At 65.6% G+C, this 19,253-nt stretch carries 16 protein-coding genes; 14 read left to right on the top strand and 2 right to left on the bottom strand.

Translation table 11 applies throughout. The features are described 5' to 3' along the window. Nucleotides 1–182: 182 nt before the first annotated feature. Together SPH52_RS02565 and SPH52_RS02560 are read right to left on the bottom strand one after the other, a co-directional pair. Nucleotides 183–803: an IMPACT family protein gene (locus SPH52_RS02565; protein ID WP_411793433.1), complete on the bottom strand. Its 621-nt coding sequence runs from the start codon at nt 801–803 to the stop codon at nt 183–185. Continuing rightward, nucleotides 803–1,282 carry a LexA family protein gene (locus SPH52_RS02560; RefSeq protein ID WP_411793432.1) on the bottom strand — a complete coding sequence of 160 codons (480 nt, stop codon included), beginning with the start codon at nt 1,280–1,282 and terminating at the stop codon, nt 803–805. Before SPH52_RS02560 ends, SPH52_RS02565 begins: the two co-directional genes overlap by 1 nt. Nucleotides 1,283–1,485: 203 nt before the next feature. Between SPH52_RS02560 and ccmA the strand changes: the two genes are divergently transcribed. The 14 genes from ccmA to SPH52_RS02490 all read left to right on the top strand — a co-directional run bounded on the left by ccmA (nt 1,486) and on the right by SPH52_RS02490 (nt 19,253). Continuing rightward, nucleotides 1,486–2,130 carry a cytochrome c biogenesis heme-transporting ATPase CcmA gene (gene ccmA, locus SPH52_RS02555; RefSeq protein ID WP_411793431.1) on the top strand — a complete coding sequence of 215 codons (645 nt, stop codon included), beginning with the start codon at nt 1,486–1,488 and terminating at the stop codon, nt 2,128–2,130. Beyond that, entirely contained in the window at nt 2,117–2,854 is a 738-nt protein-coding gene (gene ccmB / locus SPH52_RS02550; protein ID WP_411793430.1) for a heme exporter protein CcmB, read from the top strand. Before ccmA ends, ccmB begins: the two co-directional genes overlap by 14 nt. A gap of 14 nt (nt 2,855–2,868) precedes the next feature. Beyond that, nucleotides 2,869–3,609 (top strand): heme ABC transporter permease, encoded by a 741-nt coding sequence (locus tag SPH52_RS02545; RefSeq protein WP_411793429.1) that lies wholly within the window; start codon nt 2,869–2,871, stop codon nt 3,607–3,609. Continuing rightward, nucleotides 3,609–3,848: a heme exporter protein CcmD gene (gene ccmD / locus SPH52_RS02540; protein WP_411793428.1), complete on the top strand. Its 240-nt coding sequence runs from the start codon at nt 3,609–3,611 to the stop codon at nt 3,846–3,848. The genes SPH52_RS02545 and ccmD overlap by 1 nt, the downstream gene beginning before the upstream one ends. Continuing rightward, entirely contained in the window at nt 3,838–4,350 is a 513-nt protein-coding gene (ccmE, locus tag SPH52_RS02535) for a cytochrome c maturation protein CcmE (protein ID WP_411793427.1), read from the top strand. The genes ccmD and ccmE overlap by 11 nt, the downstream gene beginning before the upstream one ends. 11 nt (nt 4,351–4,361) lie before the next feature. Further along, complete coding sequence (locus SPH52_RS02530; protein WP_411793426.1) at nt 4,362–6,371, top strand: heme lyase CcmF/NrfE family subunit; 2,010 nt, start codon at nt 4,362–4,364, stop codon at nt 6,369–6,371. Next, nucleotides 6,368–6,898: a DsbE family thiol:disulfide interchange protein gene (locus tag SPH52_RS02525; RefSeq protein ID WP_411793425.1), complete on the top strand. Its 531-nt coding sequence runs from the start codon at nt 6,368–6,370 to the stop codon at nt 6,896–6,898. The genes SPH52_RS02530 and SPH52_RS02525 overlap by 4 nt, the downstream gene beginning before the upstream one ends. Beyond that, nucleotides 6,889–7,362 (top strand): cytochrome c-type biogenesis protein, encoded by a 474-nt coding sequence (locus SPH52_RS02520; RefSeq protein WP_411793424.1) that lies wholly within the window; start codon nt 6,889–6,891, stop codon nt 7,360–7,362. The genes SPH52_RS02525 and SPH52_RS02520 overlap by 10 nt, the downstream gene beginning before the upstream one ends. Next, nucleotides 7,359–8,582, top strand: a complete 1,224-nt coding sequence (gene ccmI, locus SPH52_RS02515) for a c-type cytochrome biogenesis protein CcmI (protein ID WP_411793423.1) — start codon at nt 7,359–7,361, stop codon at nt 8,580–8,582. The genes SPH52_RS02520 and ccmI overlap by 4 nt, the downstream gene beginning before the upstream one ends. Nucleotides 8,583–8,586: 4 nt before the next feature. Further along, complete coding sequence (gene smc, locus SPH52_RS02510; RefSeq protein ID WP_411793422.1) at nt 8,587–12,081, top strand: chromosome segregation protein SMC; 3,495 nt, start codon at nt 8,587–8,589, stop codon at nt 12,079–12,081. A gap of 226 nt (nt 12,082–12,307) precedes the next feature. After that, nucleotides 12,308–14,035, top strand: a complete 1,728-nt coding sequence (zipA, locus tag SPH52_RS02505; protein ID WP_411793421.1) for a cell division protein ZipA — start codon at nt 12,308–12,310, stop codon at nt 14,033–14,035. A 102-nt stretch (nt 14,036–14,137) separates the two neighbouring features. Continuing rightward, nucleotides 14,138–16,201: an NAD-dependent DNA ligase LigA gene (gene ligA, locus SPH52_RS02500; RefSeq protein ID WP_411793420.1), complete on the top strand. Its 2,064-nt coding sequence runs from the start codon at nt 14,138–14,140 to the stop codon at nt 16,199–16,201. Continuing rightward, nucleotides 16,198–16,467, top strand: coding sequence for a YheU family protein (locus SPH52_RS02495; protein ID WP_411793419.1), 270 nt, complete (start codon nt 16,198–16,200; stop codon nt 16,465–16,467). Before ligA ends, SPH52_RS02495 begins: the two co-directional genes overlap by 4 nt. Nucleotides 16,468–16,625: 158 nt before the next feature. Next, entirely contained in the window at nt 16,626–19,253 is a 2,628-nt protein-coding gene (locus tag SPH52_RS02490; protein ID WP_411793418.1) for a putative bifunctional diguanylate cyclase/phosphodiesterase, read from the top strand.

Genomic DNA, 19,253 nt, shown 5'->3' with positions numbered 1-19,253 from the left:
AAGGCCCGCAATATCGGGGTTGTTGGGGTCTGTCATGGAAAATTCGGGGCAAGGGAGGCGGCGGGCAGGGGTGTTTGTAACCCAAGGTTCTCGGTATACCAATTTTGGGTGGATAAGCTGGGCTGTCAGCAACCCAAGAAGGGTGAGAGAGAAATCATCTTTGCCTGTGCCTGTAATGCCCTTCAGGGAGCGTCGAGCAGAGTTAGGCGACCGCGCAGGCGAGCTTCAAGCGGTGTCAGGTCTACGTCGGCATCGCTCGGCCAGCCCACGGTGAGTGCGACACCATCGCTGGCGTAGTCGGCCGCATCGACCGGTACATCGTGGCTTTCCAGCCAGGCACGTGCTTCGGCTTCGCCAGCGAAGTCGACCTTGAGCCTGAGCGCGGTGCGCTCGACCACTTCCCGGCGCGGCAATTCCTCGAGCCCCCGCGCCACGGCCTGGGCGTAGGCGCGAGCCAGGCCGCCGGTGCCGAGCTTGGTGCCGCCGAAGTAGCGCGTCACCACGCAACCTACCTGGCCCAGCCTGGCGCCCTCGAGCACCTGGAACATGGGACGCCCCGCGGTACCACCGGGTTCGCCGTCGTCGGAGAAGCCGATGGCGTTCTGCTCGCCAGGCGGGCCGGCGATGTAGGTGCTGCAGTGGTGGCTGGCATTGGGGTGAGCGCGGCGAGCTTCGGCCAGCAGGCGCTCGAAGGCCGCCACGTCGGGCGCATGGCAGAGCCAGACGATGAAGCGGCTCTTTTCCACTTCGGTGACGCTCTCCCGCCAACGGTCGGGTGGCAGGTCGGGCACCGGATAACGCATCAGTGGGTCATCTCGTGCCGCTCTTGCTGGCGCACCACGCCCATCACCATGCCGAGTACCTCGATGTCGCTGTTCTTGAGGTAGATGGGCGCCATATTCTCGTTGGCCGGCTGCAGGCGAACGCCGCTCTTCTCGATGTAGAGCTTCTTCAGCGTGACTTCCTGCTGGTTGATCAGCACTACGGCAGTCTCGCCGTTCTCGGCGCTCTCCTGGCGCTCGATGATGATCACGTCGCCGTCGAAGATGTTGCAGTCGATCATCGAGTCGCCGCGCACGCGCAGGGCGTAGGTGTTGCGACGAACCATGCAGGCGGGGGCGCGGACGCTGCCGCCGCTGGGGCAGGCTTCGATGGGCAGGCCCGCCGAAACGTCCCCCAGCAAGGGAACCTCGGTGAGGTCGGTGGCGTCGACACTGGCCCAGGAGTCGGCGATGGGCAGATTCGGACGTCGGTACAGGTACTGCATGGAAGGCGTTGGCATTGGCGTTCCCCCTCTTTGCGACCCTGTTGAAATGTACAGGTGTCTTGCATCATACCAAGCGGTCGGCGAGTGGCAAGTATTGCTGATATATCTTTGCCTTGACCTGAGGCAAGGGTGGCGCCGTGACGCACCCGGTTTGCTAGCGGCTAAAAGCCATTCAGTGTAGCATTTCCGTCGAATTTACCCTTTCCTGGAGAGTGCCGTTGAGCCTGCGTCTGCAAGCGCAAAGCCTGGCCTGCGAACGTGATGACCGCTGGCTGTTCCGGGGTTTGAACCTGGATATCCAAGCGGGCGAGATCGTCCGTGTGGAGGGCCCCAACGGCAGTGGCAAGACCACTCTGCTGAAGATCCTCTCCGGCCAGTTGGCCGACTACGAGGGCGAGCTGTTCTGGAATGAACAGCCGATGCGCGAGGCCCGCGAATCGTTCCTGGCAAACCTGCTCTACATGGGGCATGCGCCAGGCGTGAAAGCTGCACTGACGCCGCTGGAGAATCTCACCTGGTATCAAGCGCTGGCCGGTCATCCCGGGGGCGAGGCGGCGCGCTTCAAGGCGCTGGAGGATGTCGGCCTGGTCGGCTTCGAAGACGTGCCGGCCGGGCAGCTCTCCGCCGGGCAGCAGCGACGGGTGGCGCTGGCGCGTCTCACGCTCACGCCGCGTCCGCTGTGGGTACTGGACGAGCCCTTTACCGCGATCGACCGCGACGGCGTCGCAGCGCTGGAGCGTCGTCTGGTCGAACATGCCCGCCGTGGCGGATGCGTGCTGGTCACCACTCACCACGAACTGACGCCATGCGCCGAGCTGCGTCGCGTCCGCCTTGGCGGGGGAGGGGACGATGCCGGTATCTGACGGTGCACTGACCGAGGAGGTTGCGGTGGTTCGCGAGGAACCTCGCGGCGGCCTTGCTGTCGCAGTGTGGGCAACGCTGAAACGAGACCTGGTATTGCTGCTGCGGCGTCGCAGCGAGGTGCTGAACCCCCTGGTGTTCTTCGCCATCGTCATTACCCTGTTCCCGATCGGCATTTCCCCCGATCCGGCGCTTCTGGCGGCCATCGCTCCCGGCCTGCTGTGGGTGGCGGCGCTGCTGGCGGCGCTGCTGTCGCTGGACAGCCTGTTCCGGGCCGATTACGACGACGGCTCGCTGGAACAACTCTTGCTGACACCCCAGCCACTGGCGTTGCTGGCCCTGGCCAAGGTAGCCGTGCACTGGTTGCTGACCGGCCTGCCCCTGGCGCTGATGGCCCCCGTGCTCGGGATCATGCTCGCGCTACCGGCGGGCAGCTATCTGGTGTTGGCCATTTCACTGGCACTGGGCAGTGCCAGTCTCAGCCTGATTGGTGCCATCGGAGCGGCGCTGACGGTGGGGCTCTCGCGGGGCGGCGTGCTGCTGTCGCTGCTGGTGCTTCCCCTTTACATCCCGGTGCTCATCTTTGGCGCCGGGGCCGTCCAGGCGGCCATCTTCGGCGATGGCGTACTGGCGCATCTGGCGATTCTCGGCGCGCTGCTGGCGCTGGCGCTGATCTTCGCGCCCCTGGCGATCGCGGCATCGCTGCGCATCAGTATCAACGGTTGAGAGGTTGACGAGGCATGTGGGCCTTCATTAACAAGTTGCGTTCCCCCAAGTGGTTCTACGCCATCAGCGCCAGGCTCCAGCCCTGGTTCTGGGCAGCGGCGCTGATTCTCATCGTTACCGGCACCATCTGGGGGCTGGCCTTCGCGCCGGCCGATTACCAGCAGGGCAACAGCTTCCGTATCATCTACATTCACGTGCCGGCGGCCTTCCTGGCCCAGTCGATCTTCGTTTCCCTGGCGGTGACGGGCCTGGTCTTCATGGTATGGAAGATCAAGATCGCCGACATGGCAGCCACCGTCATGGCTCCGCTGGGTGCCGCCATGACCTTCGTCGCGCTGTTCTCCGGCGCGGTGTGGGGCGTGCCCACATGGGGCACCTGGTGGATGTGGGACGCACGCCTCACCTCGATGCTGATCCTGCTGTTCCTCTATCTCGGCGTGATCGCCCTGCGCGGCGCCTTTGCCAGCCGCGACAGCGCCTCCCGCGCCGCCTCGGTGCTGGCCATGGTCGGCGTGATCAATATCCCGATCATCAAGTATTCGGTGGACTGGTGGTATACCCTGCATCAGCCTGCCACCTTCACCATCACCGGGCGTGCCGCCATGCCGATGGAGATGTGGCTGCCGCTGCTGATCATGGTGCTCGGTTTCTACAGCTTCTTCATCGCCCTGACCCTGATGCGTACGCGCAGCGAGATCCTGCGCCGCGAATCCAACAAGCGCTGGGTGCGTGAGCTGGCCGAGGAGGCGAACTGATGGCTTTCGATACCTTTCAGGATTTTATCGCCATGGGCGGGCATGCTCCCTACGTCTGGTCGGCCTGGGGCCTGACCCTGGCACTGCTGCTGGGCATCGTGTTGCATGCCCGCGCCGAGCGCCGCCAGGTGCTGCGCCAACTGCAGCGCCGCGTGCGCCGCGAAGCCCGCCAGACCGGAGCCAGCGCCGGGGCGCAACCGATTCAAACTAGCAGGGGTGGAAGCGCCAATGAGGCCTAAACGCAAACAGAAGCTGTTCATCGTCCTTGGCCTGGTGTCCCTCGCGGCGATCGCCGTGGGGCTGACGCTCTATGCGCTGCGGGCCAACATCAACCTGTTCTTCAGCCCGATCCAGATCGTCGCCGGCGACGCGCCCTTCGAGCGCCAGCTGCGTGCCGGCGGTATGGTCAAGGAGGGCAGCGTGTCCCGCAATCCGGACAGCCTCGACGTCGAATTTACCGTGACCGACTATGTCGAGGACGTGCGCGTCCACTACAGTGGCATCCTGCCGGACCTGTTCCGTGAAGGGCAGGGCGTGGTAGTGGTCGGCCAGCTGCAGCGCGACGGTTGGATCAAGGCCGACCAGGTATTGGCACGCCACGACGAGAACTACATGCCGCCCGAGGTTGCCGACGCGCTGGAAGCAGCCGGTTACTCACCCGCCGACTTCCAGGCCAAGGCTGCCAGAGTGGCCGAGCGTGTCGAAGCGCGCGAGGAACAAGAAGGCGCGAGCCAGTATTGAGCGGAGCTTACATGCAGATTCAGATGATCCCCGAAATCGGCCACTTCGCCCTTGTCATCGCGCTGCTGTTCGCCGCGGTGCAGGCGGTGGTACCACTGGCCGGCGCCACCCTGCGCCGGCCGTTGTGGATGGCCTATGCCCGGCCCATGGCGGCTGGACAGTTCCTGTTCGTCGCCATTGCCTATGCGGCGCTCACTGCCAGCTATCTGCTGGACGACTTCAGCGTCGTCAACGTGGCCAACAACTCAAACTCGATGCTGCCCTGGTACTACAAGTTCAGCGCCGTGTGGGGCAACCATGAGGGCTCGGTGCTGCTGTGGAGCCTGATGCTCGCCGGCTGGGGCTATTTCGCCGTGCGCTACTCCCACGAGCTGCCGCGGGACATGGTTTCCCGGGTGATCAGCGTGCTCGGCATGGTCTGCGTCGGCTTCCTGCTGTTCATCCTGGTCACCTCCAATCCCTTCGAGCGTATCCTGCCCAACGTGCCGCAGGACGGCGCCGACCTCAACCCGTTGCTGCAGGACATCGGCCTGATCCTGCACCCGCCGATGCTCTACATGGGCTACGTGGGCTTCTCGGTGGTCTTCGCCTTCGCCATCGCTGCGTTGATCGGCGGCCGCCTGGATGCCGCCTGGGCACGCTGGGCGCGGCCCTGGACCAACCTGGCCTGGGCCTTCCTCACCGTGGGCATCGCCTTGGGCAGCTGGTGGGCCTACTACGAGTTGGGCTGGGGCGGCTGGTGGTTCTGGGATCCGGTCGAAAACGCCTCGCTGCTGCCCTGGCTGACCGGTACCGCGCTGATGCACTCGCTGGCGGTGACCGAGAAGCGCGGCTCGTTCAAGAGCTGGACCCTGTTGCTGGCGATCACCACTTTTTCGCTGTCGCTGCTGGGCACCTTCCTGGTGCGTTCCGGCGTGCTGACCTCGGTGCACGCCTTCGCCAACGATCCGTCTCGCGGCTTCTTCATCCTGATGTTGCTGGGCATCACTGTGGGCCTGTCGCTGCTGGTCTTCGCCCTGCGTGCGCCGCGGGTGAGCCACAAGGTGAGCTTCGGCTGGCTGTCCCGCGACGCCTTGCTGCTGGTCAACAACATCATGTTGGTGATCCTGACCGTCACCGTGCTGATGGGTACCGTCTATCCGCTGCTGCTCGATGCCCTCGACCTGGGCAAGATCAGCGTCGGCCCTCCCTACTTCAACGCCCTGTTCGTGCCGCTGACACTGATCATGTGCGTTTTCATGGGCCTGGGGCCGGTGGCGCGCTGGAAGGACACCAGCAGCAAGCTGCTGATCAGGCGCCTGTGGATTGCCGCCGCCGTCGCGCTGGTGCTGGGCATGACACTGCCGCTGGTCTTCGCCGAGCGCTGGAGTGCGCCGGTGGCCATCGGCCTGATCGCCGCGCTATGGATCGTGCTGCCGATGCTGCGCGACCTCTACGACAAGACCCGCAACGCCAACTCGCTGGGCGCAGGGCTCAAGAAACTGTCGCTGGCCTACTGGGGCATGCAGCTCGGCCACCTGGGCGTGGCGGTGACCATCGTCGGCGTGGCCGTGGTCTCGAACTACAACATCGAGCGCAACGTGCGCATGAGCGTCGGCGACAGCGTCAGCGTGGCAGGCTACAGCTTCACCATGACTGAGCTGACCAGCCGTCGTGGCGCCAATTTCCTGGCCGATCGAGCAGTGATCGAGGTGCAGCGTGACGGCAGCCGCCGCAGCTTCACCATGAACCCGGAGAAGCGTCTCTACATCGCCCGTGGTATGCCCATGACCCAGGTGGCATTGCGCCCCGGCCTGTTCCGCGACCTCTACGTCGCCATGGGCGAAGATCTGGGCGACAACAGCTGGGCCATGCGCGTGCAGTACAAGCCCTTCGTGCGCTGGCTGTGGCTCGGTGCCCTGTTGATGGCTGCCGGAGGCGTGTTGGCCGTGGTCGACAAACGCTATCGGCGCATGGCCACCGCGCCGGATCCGGAAGAGGCCGCCGCAACGGAAAGCAAGCCGCAGGAGGCGACTGCATGACCCGTCGTCTGTTGTTGCTGCTGCCGCTGGTCGGCTTCCTGGTGCTGTCGGTGTTTCTCTACCAGGGGCTCTCGCTGAACCCCTTCCATCGTGACTCGGCGCTGATGGCACGCGATTTCCCGGAGTTCGACATGGCCACCCTGGAAGACCCCGAGCGCCGCGTCGACCGTTCGCTGCTGACCAATGGCGAAGTCACCCTGGTCAACGTCTGGGGCGAGTGGTGCCCGGAGTGCAAGCGCGAGATGCCGCAGCTGCTCGACCTGGCCGAGCGTGGCATCCGCATGGTGGGCATCAGCTACAAGGATACCCGCGAGAAGGGGCTCGGCTTCCTGAGCGATTTCGGCAACCCCTTCGAGGTCAACATCTTCGACCCCGACGGTGAGCTGGCCTTCGAACTGGGTGTCTACGGTGCCCCGGAAACCTTCCTGGTCGACCGCGAAGGCATCATCCGGTACCACCACACCGGCTATATCTCGGCCAGTGACGTACGTGAACACATCCTGCCGGAGGTGCAGAAATGGCAGTGATTCGATTGGCCCTCGTCGGCATCCTGATGATGCTGGTGGCGGGCGCCGTGCAGGCAGGCGCCATCGAGGTGCGTGAATTCGACGACCCGGTGCTCGAGCAGCGCTATCGCAGCCTGACGGCCTCGCTGCGCTGCCCGACCTGCGAGAACCAGGCCATCAACGACTCCAATGCGCCGGTTTCCGGCGACATGCGCGACCGCGTCTACATGCTGCTTCAGGATGGTCGTTCCGATATGGAGATCCGCGATTTCATGGCGCAGCGCTTCGGCGATTACGTACTCTACAACCCGCGCCTGGAAGGCCGTACCTTCATGCTCTGGGGGCTGCCGGCGGGGTTGGTGCTGGCCGGCGGCGTGCTCGTCGCGCTGGTGGTACGTGCGCGGCGCAACGCCTCCGCCCGTGAGCTGAGCGCCGAGGAACGCGCCCGCCTCGAGGCATTGATCAACCGCGGGAGGTCCGAATGACCCTGTTATGGCTTGCCTTTGCCATCCTGCTGCTTCCCGCGCTGTGGTTGCTGGTGGCCCCGCTGCGTCGGGCGCGCCTGGTGCACGACGCTCAGCGCGACTTCGAGGTCAACGACAAGTCCACCGAGCAGAACGTGGCGATCTACCAGCGTCGCCTGGCGTCGCTGGAGGCGGCGCTGGAGCGCGGCGACATCGATCAGGAGCGCTTTGCCACCGATCGCCTCGACCTCGATCGCAGCCTGCTCGAGGATACCGAAGGACAGACCCGCCGACCGCTGCAGCCGCCGGCCGCCGGCCGCATCGTGGTGCCCATCGTGGCCTTGGCGGTGGTGGTCAGCGCCGTGTTCTGGTATCAGCAGCAGGGTGCCGAGGGCGACCTGGCCCTGTTCAACGACTTCCGCCAGAGCGAGTCGCTGCCGGTACTGCTGCAGCGCCTCGAACAGCAGTCCCAGCGCCAGCCGGGCAATCCCAACGTATGGGCCTCGCTCTATCCGCTCTACCGCGATTCGGGCCAGGGTGAGGCGGCGCTGAGTGCGTTGGAGAACCTGATCGCCATCGAGGGGCGCGTACCCTCGCTGTTGGCACAGAAGGCCCAGCTCAAGTTCTTCATGGCCGATCGCACCCTCACCGACGAAGTGCAGGCGCTGATCGACGAAACCCTCGAGCGCGACTCCCGCGAACCCACCATCTTCGGCATGCTGGGCGTTCACGCCTTCGACCGGGGCGACTACGAGCAGGCCATCGACCACTGGCGGCGAGCCATTGCCGGGATGTCCGACTCCGGCTCCTCACGGGCGCTGCGCGAGGGCATCCAGATCGCCCAGCAACGCCTCGGCGTGGCTGACGATGAAGAGGCGATCGCCCAGGGGCCTGGCGTACTGGTCAGCATCAGCCTGGCAGAGGAGCTCCAGGGGCTGCTCGACGACGACACCCGCGTGTTCATCGTGGCACGCGACATGGAAGGCGAGCTGCCGCCGCTGGCAGTGGCCCGGGTGACTCTCGGCGACCTGCCGGCGACCCTGGTGCTCGACGACCGTCACGCCATGTCCGACGCCGCCAGCTTGTCCCAGGCCAGCGAGGTGCGCCTGCTGGTCCGCGTGACCAAGAGCGGCGGTGTCACCCCCGAGACCGGCGACATGTATGGTGACCTGGAAGGCGTAGCGGTGGGAGACGTTGAAGGAGAACCCGTGGAGGTCGTGATCGACCGTGTCATAGAATAGCGGGATGCGACTCACCTCCATCCGCTTGAGCGGTTTCAAATCCTTCGTCGACCCGGTCACGGTGCCCTTCGATGGCAACATGACCGCCATCGTCGGTCCCAACGGCTGCGGCAAGTCGAACATCATCGACGCCGTACGCTGGGTCATGGGCGAATCCTCGGCCAAGACCCTGCGCGGCGAATCGATGACCGACGTCATCTTCAACGGCTCCACCGCGCGCAAGCCGGTGGGGCAGGCCGCCATCGAGCTGCGCTTCGACAACAGCGATGGCACCATGGGTGGAATCTACGCCCAGTACGCCGAGATCGCGGTCAAGCGTCTGGTCACCCGCGACGGACAGTCCAGCTACTTCTTCAATGGCCAGAAGTGCCGCCGCCGCGACATCGCCGATCTCTTTCTCGGCACCGGCCTCGGCCCGCGTTCATACGCCATCATTGGCCAGGGCATGATCTCGCGGCTGATCGAGGCGCGCCCGGAAGATCTGCGCGCCACCCTCGAGGAGGCTGCCGGCATTTCCAAGTACAAGGAGCGCCGCCGCGAGACGGAAAATCGCATGCGCCGCACCCGCGAGAACCTCGAGCGCCTCGAGGACATCCGCGACGAGCTCGACAAGCAGCTCGAACGGCTGCGCCGCCAGGCCGAGGCCGCACGACGCTACCAGACCCTCAAGGACGAGGAGCATAGGCTCAAGGGCGAGCTGGCATTGCTGCGCGGTCGCGCCCTGCGCGCCCGCCAGCGCGAGGAAGAGCACCGTGTGCGTGAGCTGGAGACCGCCGTCGAACGCGAGATCCTCGGCTTGCGCCAGTGCGAGACCCGCCTCGAGGAGGCCCGCGCCGGCCACGACAAGCTGGCCGAGACCCTGGAGGCATGCCAGGCGCGCTTCTTCGAGACCAGCGGCGCCATCGCCCGGCTCGAGCAGAGCCTGGAGCACGCCCGTAGCCGCGAGGGGCAGCTGGCCCGTGACCTGGAGAGCGCCCAGCGCGAACTGGCCGAACTTGACCGCCTGGGCGAGGACGACCGCGAACGCCTGGTGCGGCTCGACGAACGGCTCGAAACCCTGGTGCCCGAACAGGAGGAGCTCGCCGAGCAGCTGGCCGAGCTGGAAGCGATGCTGGAGGAGGCCGAGCCCGGTGCCGAGGAGGCCGAGCTGGCCTTCGAAGCTTTCAGCGAGGGCTGGCGTGAGGCGAGCCGCGAAGCTGAGCGCAGCCAGGACCGCCTGCGCGAGCTCGAGAGCCGCCTGGCGCGGCTCGAGGCCGATGTCCAGCGCCGCCGCCAGCAGCAGCAGGAGCTGCCCGACCTGGCCGAACTGACTGCCCGGCGCGACGAACTCAAGGAGCGGCTGGCGGAGTTCGGCCTGGCCCAGGAAGAGACCGAAGCGCGCCGCGAGCAGCTCCAGGCCACCCGTGAAGAGGCCCGCGAGGCCGCCGCCGAGCTGGAGCGTGAGCGCGAATCCGAGCGTAGCCGGCGCAGCAGCCTGCAGGGCGAACTGGCCTCCCTGGAGGCACTGATCCAGGCGGCCCTGACCGACCCAGACGACACCCTGACCGAGCACTTGGCGAACCATGAGCTGGGCGAGCTGCCGCGGTTGGGTGAATCGCTCGAGGTCGAGCCCGGCTGGGAAGCCAGCGTCTCCTGGGTGCTGGCACCCTGGCTCAAGGCGCGCCTGGCCGCACCGCAGGCCTTCCGTGCGGCGAGCGCCGAGCCACCTGCCGAGATGGGCGCGCTCTCGCCCGATACCTCGGCCGAATTCAAGCCTCACAGCCTGGCCGCCCGGGTGCGCGGTGCCGGCGCTGCCGCGGCCTGGCTGGCACCGATTCGCTGCGTGGAGAGCGACGAGCAGGCCTGGGCCGAGCGTGAAGGCCTGGCCCCGGGCGAGAGCCTGATCACCGCACAAGGGCTGTGGCTGGGGCGCGACTGGGTACGCCATCGCGGCCAGGGCGCCGGACCCGATGCGCTGCTGGTCAGCCGGCGCCGCTTCGAGGAGGTGGCGGCCGAACTCGACGAGATCGAGACCCGCTTGGCGGCACGTGACAAGGCCATCGAAGCCGAGCGCGAACGCGCCGAGCAGGCCGAGCGCGACCTCGAGGCGATCCGTCAGGAGGAGCGACGCCTGGCCGGCGAGCAGCAGCAACTGGCGGTGCAGGACAGCGGCCTGGCCAGCCGGCTGGAGCACCTGCAGGGGCGTGCCGGGGAGCTGGCCGAGGAACTGGCCGGCCTGGACGAGACCCGCGAGGAGACGCGGCTGGCCATCGAGGAGGCGCGCGAGCTATGGCAGCTGGCCATGGCGCGGCTGGAGGAGGGCGCGGAGCAGCGTGAGCGCCTGGAGCGGGAGCGCAGCGAAGCCCGCGAACGCCTGGCTGCCCTGCGCACCCGGCAGCGCCCACTGAACGAGCGGGTTCAGCAGTTGGCGCTGGAACGCCAGCGGCTTGCCACCGAGCGTGCCGGTCTGGCCGAGCAGCAGGGGCGCAGCTTTGAAGCCCGCGAGCGCCTGCTGGCGCGCTGCGAGGAGCTGACCGAGACCCTTGAGCAGTTGCGCGAGCCCGACGAAGAGCAGCGCGAGAAGCTCGACGAGCTACTGCACCGCCGCGAGGGTGACGAGCGCTCACTCAACGAGGCCAAGGCGCGTGCTGCCGAGCTGGTGGAGCGGCTGCGCGAGGACGAGCTGGCGCGGCAGAACCACGAGCGCAACCTGGAGGGCATCCGCGAGCGCCTGCAGGAGGCGCGCATGCAGGTGCAGGCGCTGGCGCTGAAGGCCGAGACCCAGGACGAGCAGCTTGCCGAACTCGGCCATCAGGCCGCGGCGCTGGAAGAAAGCCTCGATCCCAATGCCACTGAGTCGGCCTGGCAGACCCGCCTGGAGGAGGCCGGCGAGCGCATCTGCCGCCTGGGGGCGATCAACCTGGCGGCCATCGAGGAGTACGACCAGCAGGCCGAGCGGCGCGACTACCTCGAGGCCCAGCAGGCCGAGCTGAACGAGGCACTCGATACGCTGGAGCGGGCGATCCGGCGCATCGACCAGGAGACACGTACCCGTTTTCGCGACACCTTCGAGCGAGTCAACCAGGGTTTACAGTCACTTTTTCCTCGAGTCTTCGGCGGTGGAACCGCATGGTTGACGCTGACCGGCGAGGATTTGCTCGACACTGGGGTGGCCATCATGGCGCGTCCTCCTGGCAAGAAGAACAGCACCATTCATCTTCTCTCCGGTGGGGAAAAAGCATTGACGGCTCTGTCGCTCGTCTTCGCCATCTTCCAACTCAATCCGGCGCCTTTCTGTATGCTCGACGAAGTCGATGCACCACTCGATGATGCCAATGTCGGACGCTATGCCAAACTGGTGAAGGACATGTCCGAGTCGGTTCAGTTCATCTATATCACTCATAACAAGATCGCTATGGAAGCCGCCGAAAGACTCATGGGTGTGACCATGCAGGAACCGGGGGTCTCGCGACTGGTAGCTGTCGGGGTAGAAGAGGCGGCGGCACTGGCCGAAGCCTGAAAAGAGCTTGCAAGCGAGCGGCAAACGCGATATCAGAAGGTACATCACGGTCATACCGCAGATTAGAAAAGCGAATTGACAGGGAAAGGCGCAGGGTCGATTTGACTCTCGGGCGATAATGCCGGGGCTTGACAAACAAAAAAAGTGGCCCTTTTTCTGGCAATCGCGCTATGCTGTTGACGAACATCCATCCGGCATGGCGCCCTAGTGATAGGCAAGACGACCCATGGAACTTAGAGAATGGCTGATCATTCTGGGGCTGGCCCTGGTGACGCTCATCGTTATCGACGGTGTGCGACGCCTGAAACGTCAGCGCCGAGTGCCCCGCCTGGACCAGGCAGGGGATAACAATAACCAAGGCAATGTCGAGGCAGTGGCCGACGGCGAAGACAACTGGGAGCTGCCCAACGGCGGCGCCCGTGTCGTCAAGCCCGCCAGCTATACCTCGGCACAAGTGAAGCCCAAGCCCAAGCTCGAACGTCAGGAGCATCCCGGGCCTTCGCGGGTATTGGCCAGCCTCAAGGGCGCCAGTGCCGATGCCTGGTCGACGGCGAGTCCCGACTCCGGTGCCACCGCGGCGACGCGCGCGGTGGCTTCAGCCATGCCGGAAGCAACGGCCTCCGCCAAGCCAGCCAAGGATGAAGTGAGCGAAAGGGATAAAGGAAGGGACAAGAACGTCGCCGCACGCGTCGAGCCTGAAGTTGCCATTGCCGGTGACGAACGACAGGCCGTCGATCCGCCCGTGGTCGACCCGCCTGCTATCGCATCCCAGGAAGCCGTCGCACACCAGCAAGCCACACGCCAGGTAGAAGAGCCGGCCAAGGCTGCTGCCGTGGCCCAGGCCGAAACTTCCGGGAATGTCACCGAGAATCCCGCCCCAGCCTCGCTGGAGCGGGAATCGCGTGAAGAGCGCCACGAGCCGACCCTTTCCGCCCTGGACGACGATGTGGAACCGGTTACCGAGACGGCGCCGCTGGCCGCCGATCCAGACGACCACGACCTCCACCACGACGAAGACGAGCGCTACCGCCTGGTCGACCTCGAAGGCATGGGCGATTCGATCAAGAGCGGCTCACGCCGCATGGGCGAGTCGGTCCAGCGTTTCGGGCTTTCCATTCAGCAGCGCATGGCCAAGCGCCGTGAGCAGAAGCGCGAGGAGAAGGCCCGCCGTGAGCAGCTGCGCGCGGAAAAGGCCGCCCTCGAAGCCGAGCGCCGCCGGGAGGCCGCCGAGGCCCAGGCTGCGCGGGAAGCCGAGCGCCGTCGCCTGGAAGCCGAGGCCATCGATCAAGCCGACGACGACGATCCGTTGTTCGCGCCGCCGCGTCAACGGGCGGCAGAAGTCGATTACCCGGCGTATGCCGAGCCGACAGCCGCCGACCATGCCGAGCCGACCATCGCAGCGGCCGAAGCCATCAGCGACGATGACGACGTGGTACGCGCTCATCCGACACTGGCGCGGGCGCTGCGGCATAACGTCAGCGCCGAGCGTGCTCGCGACACCCTGAGTCAGGCCGACGAGATCATCGTCATCAGCGTGCTGTCGCGCGAAGCAGAGGGTTTCTCCGGCGAAGCGCTGCTCAACCTGATGCTGGCCTGCGGCCTGCGCTACAGCAGCGACATGGGTATCTTCCACCGCTTCGAGACCGAGGATCCCGAGAGCGAGCTGCAATTCTCGATGGTCAACGTACTCAAGCCGGGTACTTTCCCGATCGAGGCGATGGACGATTTCCACACGCCGGGCATCACCCTGCTGATGCCGCTGCCCGGGGCGCGGGATACCGCCGCCGCTTTCGAAGCGATGGTCGAGACCGCCATGGTCATCGTGCGCAACCTGGGCGGCGAGCTGAAGGACGAGAACCACAGCGTGATGACTGCGCAGACCGTGGAGTTCGCCCGCCAGCGCGTGCAGGAGTTCGAGCGCCGCAATCGCCTCAATCGCTACCAGGTGAATTGACGCCTGACCGCGTGCCATGCCGCACCCGTCGACAACCCCGTGAGCGATCACGGGGTTGTCGTGTTCAGGGCGGTAGAGATCCTCTTCGAGACATACAGACGCATGAGCCAGCCCGAACAGAAAACCCTGGATGAAGTCGCCAAGCTGCGCGCCGAACTCGACGACGCCAACTACCGCTACTACGTACTCGACGAGCCGCGCCTCACCGATGCCGAGTACGATCGCAAGCTGCGTCGCCTGCAGGAAGTGGAGCATGCCCACCCCGAGCTGGTGACGCCCGATTCGCCGACCCAGCGGGTCGGGGCGCCGCCCGATGCCGGCTTCCCCGAGGTCGAACATGCGGTGCCCATGCTGTCGCTCGACAACGCCTTGAACGAAGCGGAAGTCGAAGCCTTCGTCAAGCGCGTGGCCGACCGGCTGGAAACCGACGGCGAGGCGATCCGCTTCTGCTGCGAGCCCAAGCTCGACGGTGCCGCCGTATCGCTGGTCTATGAGCGGGGTGTGCTGATCAGCGGCGCGACCCGCGGCGACGGCCGCACCGGCGAGGGCATCACCTCCAACCTGCGTACGCTGCGCTCGATCCCGCTCAAGCTGCGTGGCGACGTGCCCGAACTGCTGGAAGTGCGCGGCGAGGTGATCATGAGCCACGACGGCTTCGAGCGGCTGAACGAGCGCGCCCGCGAGGAGGGCGGCAAGGTCTTTGCCAACCCGCGCAATGCCGCGGCGGGCAGCCTGCGTCAGCTCGACCCCAGCGTTACCGCCACGCGCCCGCTGGAATTCAGTGCCTACCAGGTGGCGCGCATCGAACCGGACCCGGGCGATGCCAGCCACAGCGAGCTGATGGCACACCTCAAGGCCTTCGGCTTCCGTAGCAGCGCCGAGCTCCGGGTGGTCACGGGCAGCCAGGGCATCATTGCCTACTGTCGCCAGCTGGGCGAACGGCGTGACAGCCTCGGCTACGATATCGACGGCGTGGTGATCAAGGTCGACGACCTGCGCCTGCAGCGCGAGCTGGGCTTTGTCGCCCGGGCGCCGCGCTGGGCCACGGCCTTCAAGTTTCCTGCCCAGGAGGAGACCACGCGGCTCAACGACGTCGAGTTCCAGGTTGGCCGAACCGGGGCGATCACGCCGGTAGCGCGGCTCGAACCGGTGTTGGTGGCCGGTGTCACCGTCTCCAACGCCAGCCTGCACAACGCCGACGAGATCGCGCGCCTCGGTGTGATGATCGGCGACACCGTGGCGATTCGCCGGGCCGGGGACGTCATCCCCCAGGTGGTGCGGGTGATGGAGGAGCTACGCCCCGCCGACGCCCGCGAGATCGTCTTCCCCAGCCGCTGCCCGGTATGCGACTCGGAGGTCGAGCGTCTCGAAGGCGAAGTGGTGGCGCGCTGTTCCGGCGGATTGTATTGCCCCGCCCAGCGCAAGGAAGCGCTCAGGTATTTCGCCTCGCGCCGGGCGATGGACATCGACGGCCTGGGCGAGAAGCTGATCGACCAACTGGTCGAGCTCGACTGGGTAAAGACACCGGCCGATCTGTTCCGGCTCGATGCCGAACGGCTCGCGTCGCTACCGCGCATGGCGCAGAAGTCCTCCGAGAAGCTGGTAGCCGCGCTGGAGAAGGCCAAGCAGACGACCCTGCCGCGTTTCATCTTCGCGCTGGGCATCCGCGAGGTGGGCGAGGCCACGGCCGCCAACCTGGCGCGCCACTTCGGCACCCTGGATGCGCTGATGGACGCCGAGCTGGCCGAACTCGAAGCGGTGGAGGACGTCGGCCCGGTGGTGGCCGCCCACGTGCACACCTTCTTCCGCCAGGATCACAACCGCGAGACCATCACAGCGCTGCGCGAGCAGGGCGTGATCTGGGCCGAGGAGAGCGTCGGCGAGCGCCCCCAGCCGCTGGTCGGCCAGACCTGGGTGCTCACCGGTACGCTCGAGAGCATGACCCGCGACGAAGGCAAGGAGCGCCTGCAGGCGCTGGGCGCCAAGGTGGCCGGCAGCGTGTCGAAGAAGACCGCCGCCGTGGTGGCCGGCGAGGCGGCCGGCAGCAAGCTGGCCAAGGCCCAGGAGCTGGGCGTCGAAGTGCTCGACGAGACCACCTTCCTCGAGCGGCTGGCCGCTTGGGAGCGCGGAGAAGGCGGGCGGGGCGACGAGGAGGGCGACGCATGAGCGGGCGCTTCATCGAGGTTCCCTACCGCATGCTGCCGGGCGAGACCCTGGACGCCCTGCTCGAAGCCTTCGTCACCCGCCAGGGCTACGACACCACCGATACCGGTGAAGGCATGCATGGCTGGGTCGGCCAGCTCAAGCAACAGCTGGAGCGTGGCGAGTTGCTCATCGCCCATGATCTTCAGACCGAGACCACCGAAGTAATGACGCTGGCCCAATGGCGCGCCTTCGGTCGCGACCTTGCCGACGACGAGGAGGAGGGCTAGCAAGACTGAGACCAAGGTCCAGGCATGACGGAGCAGGAATGTAACCGGTAATTGATCCAAGTCAGATGCTGGGTTTTCTCATGCGGCAAGAATGGGCGTTCTGGTTCTTCCGCTGATGGCGGCTCCTCTAGGGATGGGGGCTGGCGCCTCCCGTTGTCATGCCGAGTCTCGTGATGCTGACCCATGCCCGTGCCCTTCTCGCTTGCCTGAAATCCCTGCAGGGTTTCGTGCTGGTGGCAATCCTTTCCGCTTCGCTGACGGTCTTCATCGGCGTCACCTTGGTGTCGTCGCTGCTCTACGAGAACATTCTCGCTCGCCAGGCGGAGCAGACTTCCGAGACCCTGGCCCGGCAGAGCTTCAACGCCATGCTGCAGGTGATGCGACAGGGCTGGGACCGGGAGCAGATGGAATCCTTCATCGCCGAGACCGAGCGTGCCCATGAAGCGTCCGGCTATCGCTTCGCGCTCTATCGCGGCGAGCGGGTTGCGGAGCGCTACGGGGTGGTCGACCAGCCGCCCATGGATATCGTCATTCGTTCCGCCCTGGCCTCGGGCAATGAGCGAGTCTGGCGCGAGGATGGCACGGTGCGCAGGATCATGCCGCTGGTAGCCCGCTCGGAATGCCTTGCCTGCCACCAGAACGCGACCACCGGCGACGTGCTCGGCGTGATCGACATCCAGCATGATCTGGCGCCGATCAGCCGTGAGATGCGGCTCAATTACCTGGCCACGTTCATCGTTGCCGCCCTGCTGATCCTGCTACTGGCACTGGGCATGTCGAAGCTGTTCGCCGAGCACATCCAGGCCACTCTCAGGCAGTTTCGTGAGCGTCTGGATGCGGTCAACTCCGTCGCGGATTTTCGCAAGCTCGACGTCAGCGATACCCGGGTACGTTTTCATGAACTCGATACTGCCCTGCAGCAGGTCAACGCCCTGGTCGCCAGGCTCAGGAACGTGGCGGTGGACAAGGACATCCTCGAATTCGAGATTCGCCTGCTGAGCAAGTTCATCATCACCTCCGAAGTGGTGCGCGACTGGCGCGAGTTCATCAAGGAGCTGCTGGCTGACATCAACACCATCATCCAGGCGCATACGCTGGTGACGGTCTTCCAGGTGGAGGACGAAGGCTATGAGCTGGAGGTGTTCTGGTATCGTGCGGTGGCGCCCGAAACCCAGGCGGCCTTCGAACAGTTGCTGACCCAACTGCTCGAGCGCCGGCACGATGAGCCACCCGGGGCCAGCATCCTCAAGATCCATCATCATGTCGCGATGGCCGGCGTCGAGGGCGAGGTGGCGGTGGAGCTCACCCCCGAAGACATTCGTCTGCAGACCAAGTCGCTGCTGCTCGAGACGCCGAAGATCGGCGGCATCGTCGGTATAGGCGTACAGTCGGACCTGGCCCAGGACCCGATCCGTCACATCGTCATCGATGGCATCCTGTCGACGCTGCTCAACCTGGTGGGTTCGGTCAAGGCAATCTACAAGTACACCCAGGATCTCGAGTACTACGCCACCCGCGACCCCCTGACCAGCCTGCACAACCAGCGAATCTTCAAGGACATGCTGGCCTATGAGGTGGGTCGGGCCACGCGTCATCAGGATCACTTCAGCCTGCTGATGCTCGACCTGGACAACTTCAAGACCGTCAACGACCGCTACGGCCATGCCTTCGGCGACCACTTCCTGCAGGCCGTGGCCGATACCCTGGGCCAAGCGATACGCCCCGGCGATTTCCTGGCTCGCTACGGCGGCGACGAGTTTACCGTGATCCTGCCCCAGACCGAGGAGCAACAGGCCTACTCCGTAGCGCTGCGCATCGCCGACAACCTTTCCAGCCAGGTGCTCGCCGCGCCCGATGGCAGTACGGTGCGGGCCACCACCTCGATTGGCATCGCCTGCTACCCCAACCATGCCGCCAACCCGCACGACCTGTTCCTGATGGCCGACAACATGATGTACAAGGCCAAGCGCAAGGGTAAGAACTGCGTGGCGCTGCCGGAGCGGGAAGAGGTGGCCGAAGTGTTCCGCGAGGTGGGTGAGAAGAACCAGATGGTACTCAGCGCACTGGAGGAACAGCGCATCGTGCCCTACTTCCAACCCATCGCCGACGTGCGTACCGGCAAGGTCAACGTTCACGAGCTGTTGATGCGTATCCAGCTTGACGATCGCCTGGTGCCGGCGGGCGAGTTCATCGATATCGCCGAGAGCATCGGCGTGATCCACAGGATGGACTATCAACTGATCGAGAAGGCCTTCGCCCAGGTTCGCGAGCAGGGCTACGAAGGCATGCTGTTCATCAACCTCTCGCCCAAGTCGCTGATCGTCGGTGAGTTCATCGGTCGCATCCACAAACTGGCGATCGACTACGACGTCCTACCGGAGCGCATCGTCTTCGAGCTGACCGAGCGAGAAACGGTGAGCAACCTCAAGCTGCTGGAGAAGTTCGTGCTCGACCTCAAGCTCGAAGGCTTCAACTTTGCCATCGACGACTTCGGTTCGGGCTACTCCTCGTTCCGCTATCTAAAGCAGTTCCCCATCGACGTGATCAAGATCGAGGGCGAGTTCATCCGCAACATGCTCGTCGACGACAAGTACATGGCCTTCGTCAAGAGCATCGTCACCCTGGCCCAGAGTCTCGGCGTGAGCACGGTGGCCGAGTTCATCGAGGACGAGGGCGTGCTGGAGGCCGTGAAGGCGCTCGGCATCGACTTCGGCCAAGGCTATCACCTGGGGCGGCCGGGGCCTCGCTTCGTCGGCCACCGGCAGCAGGTTCTATTCGCCGAATAG

The organism is Halomonas sp. A29 (assembly GCF_046723295.1).
Classification (GTDB): Bacteria; Pseudomonadota; Gammaproteobacteria; order Pseudomonadales; family Halomonadaceae; genus Halomonas.
Note: the sequence above shows the minus strand (reverse complement) of the source record. Positions and strands in the feature narration are given on the sequence as shown.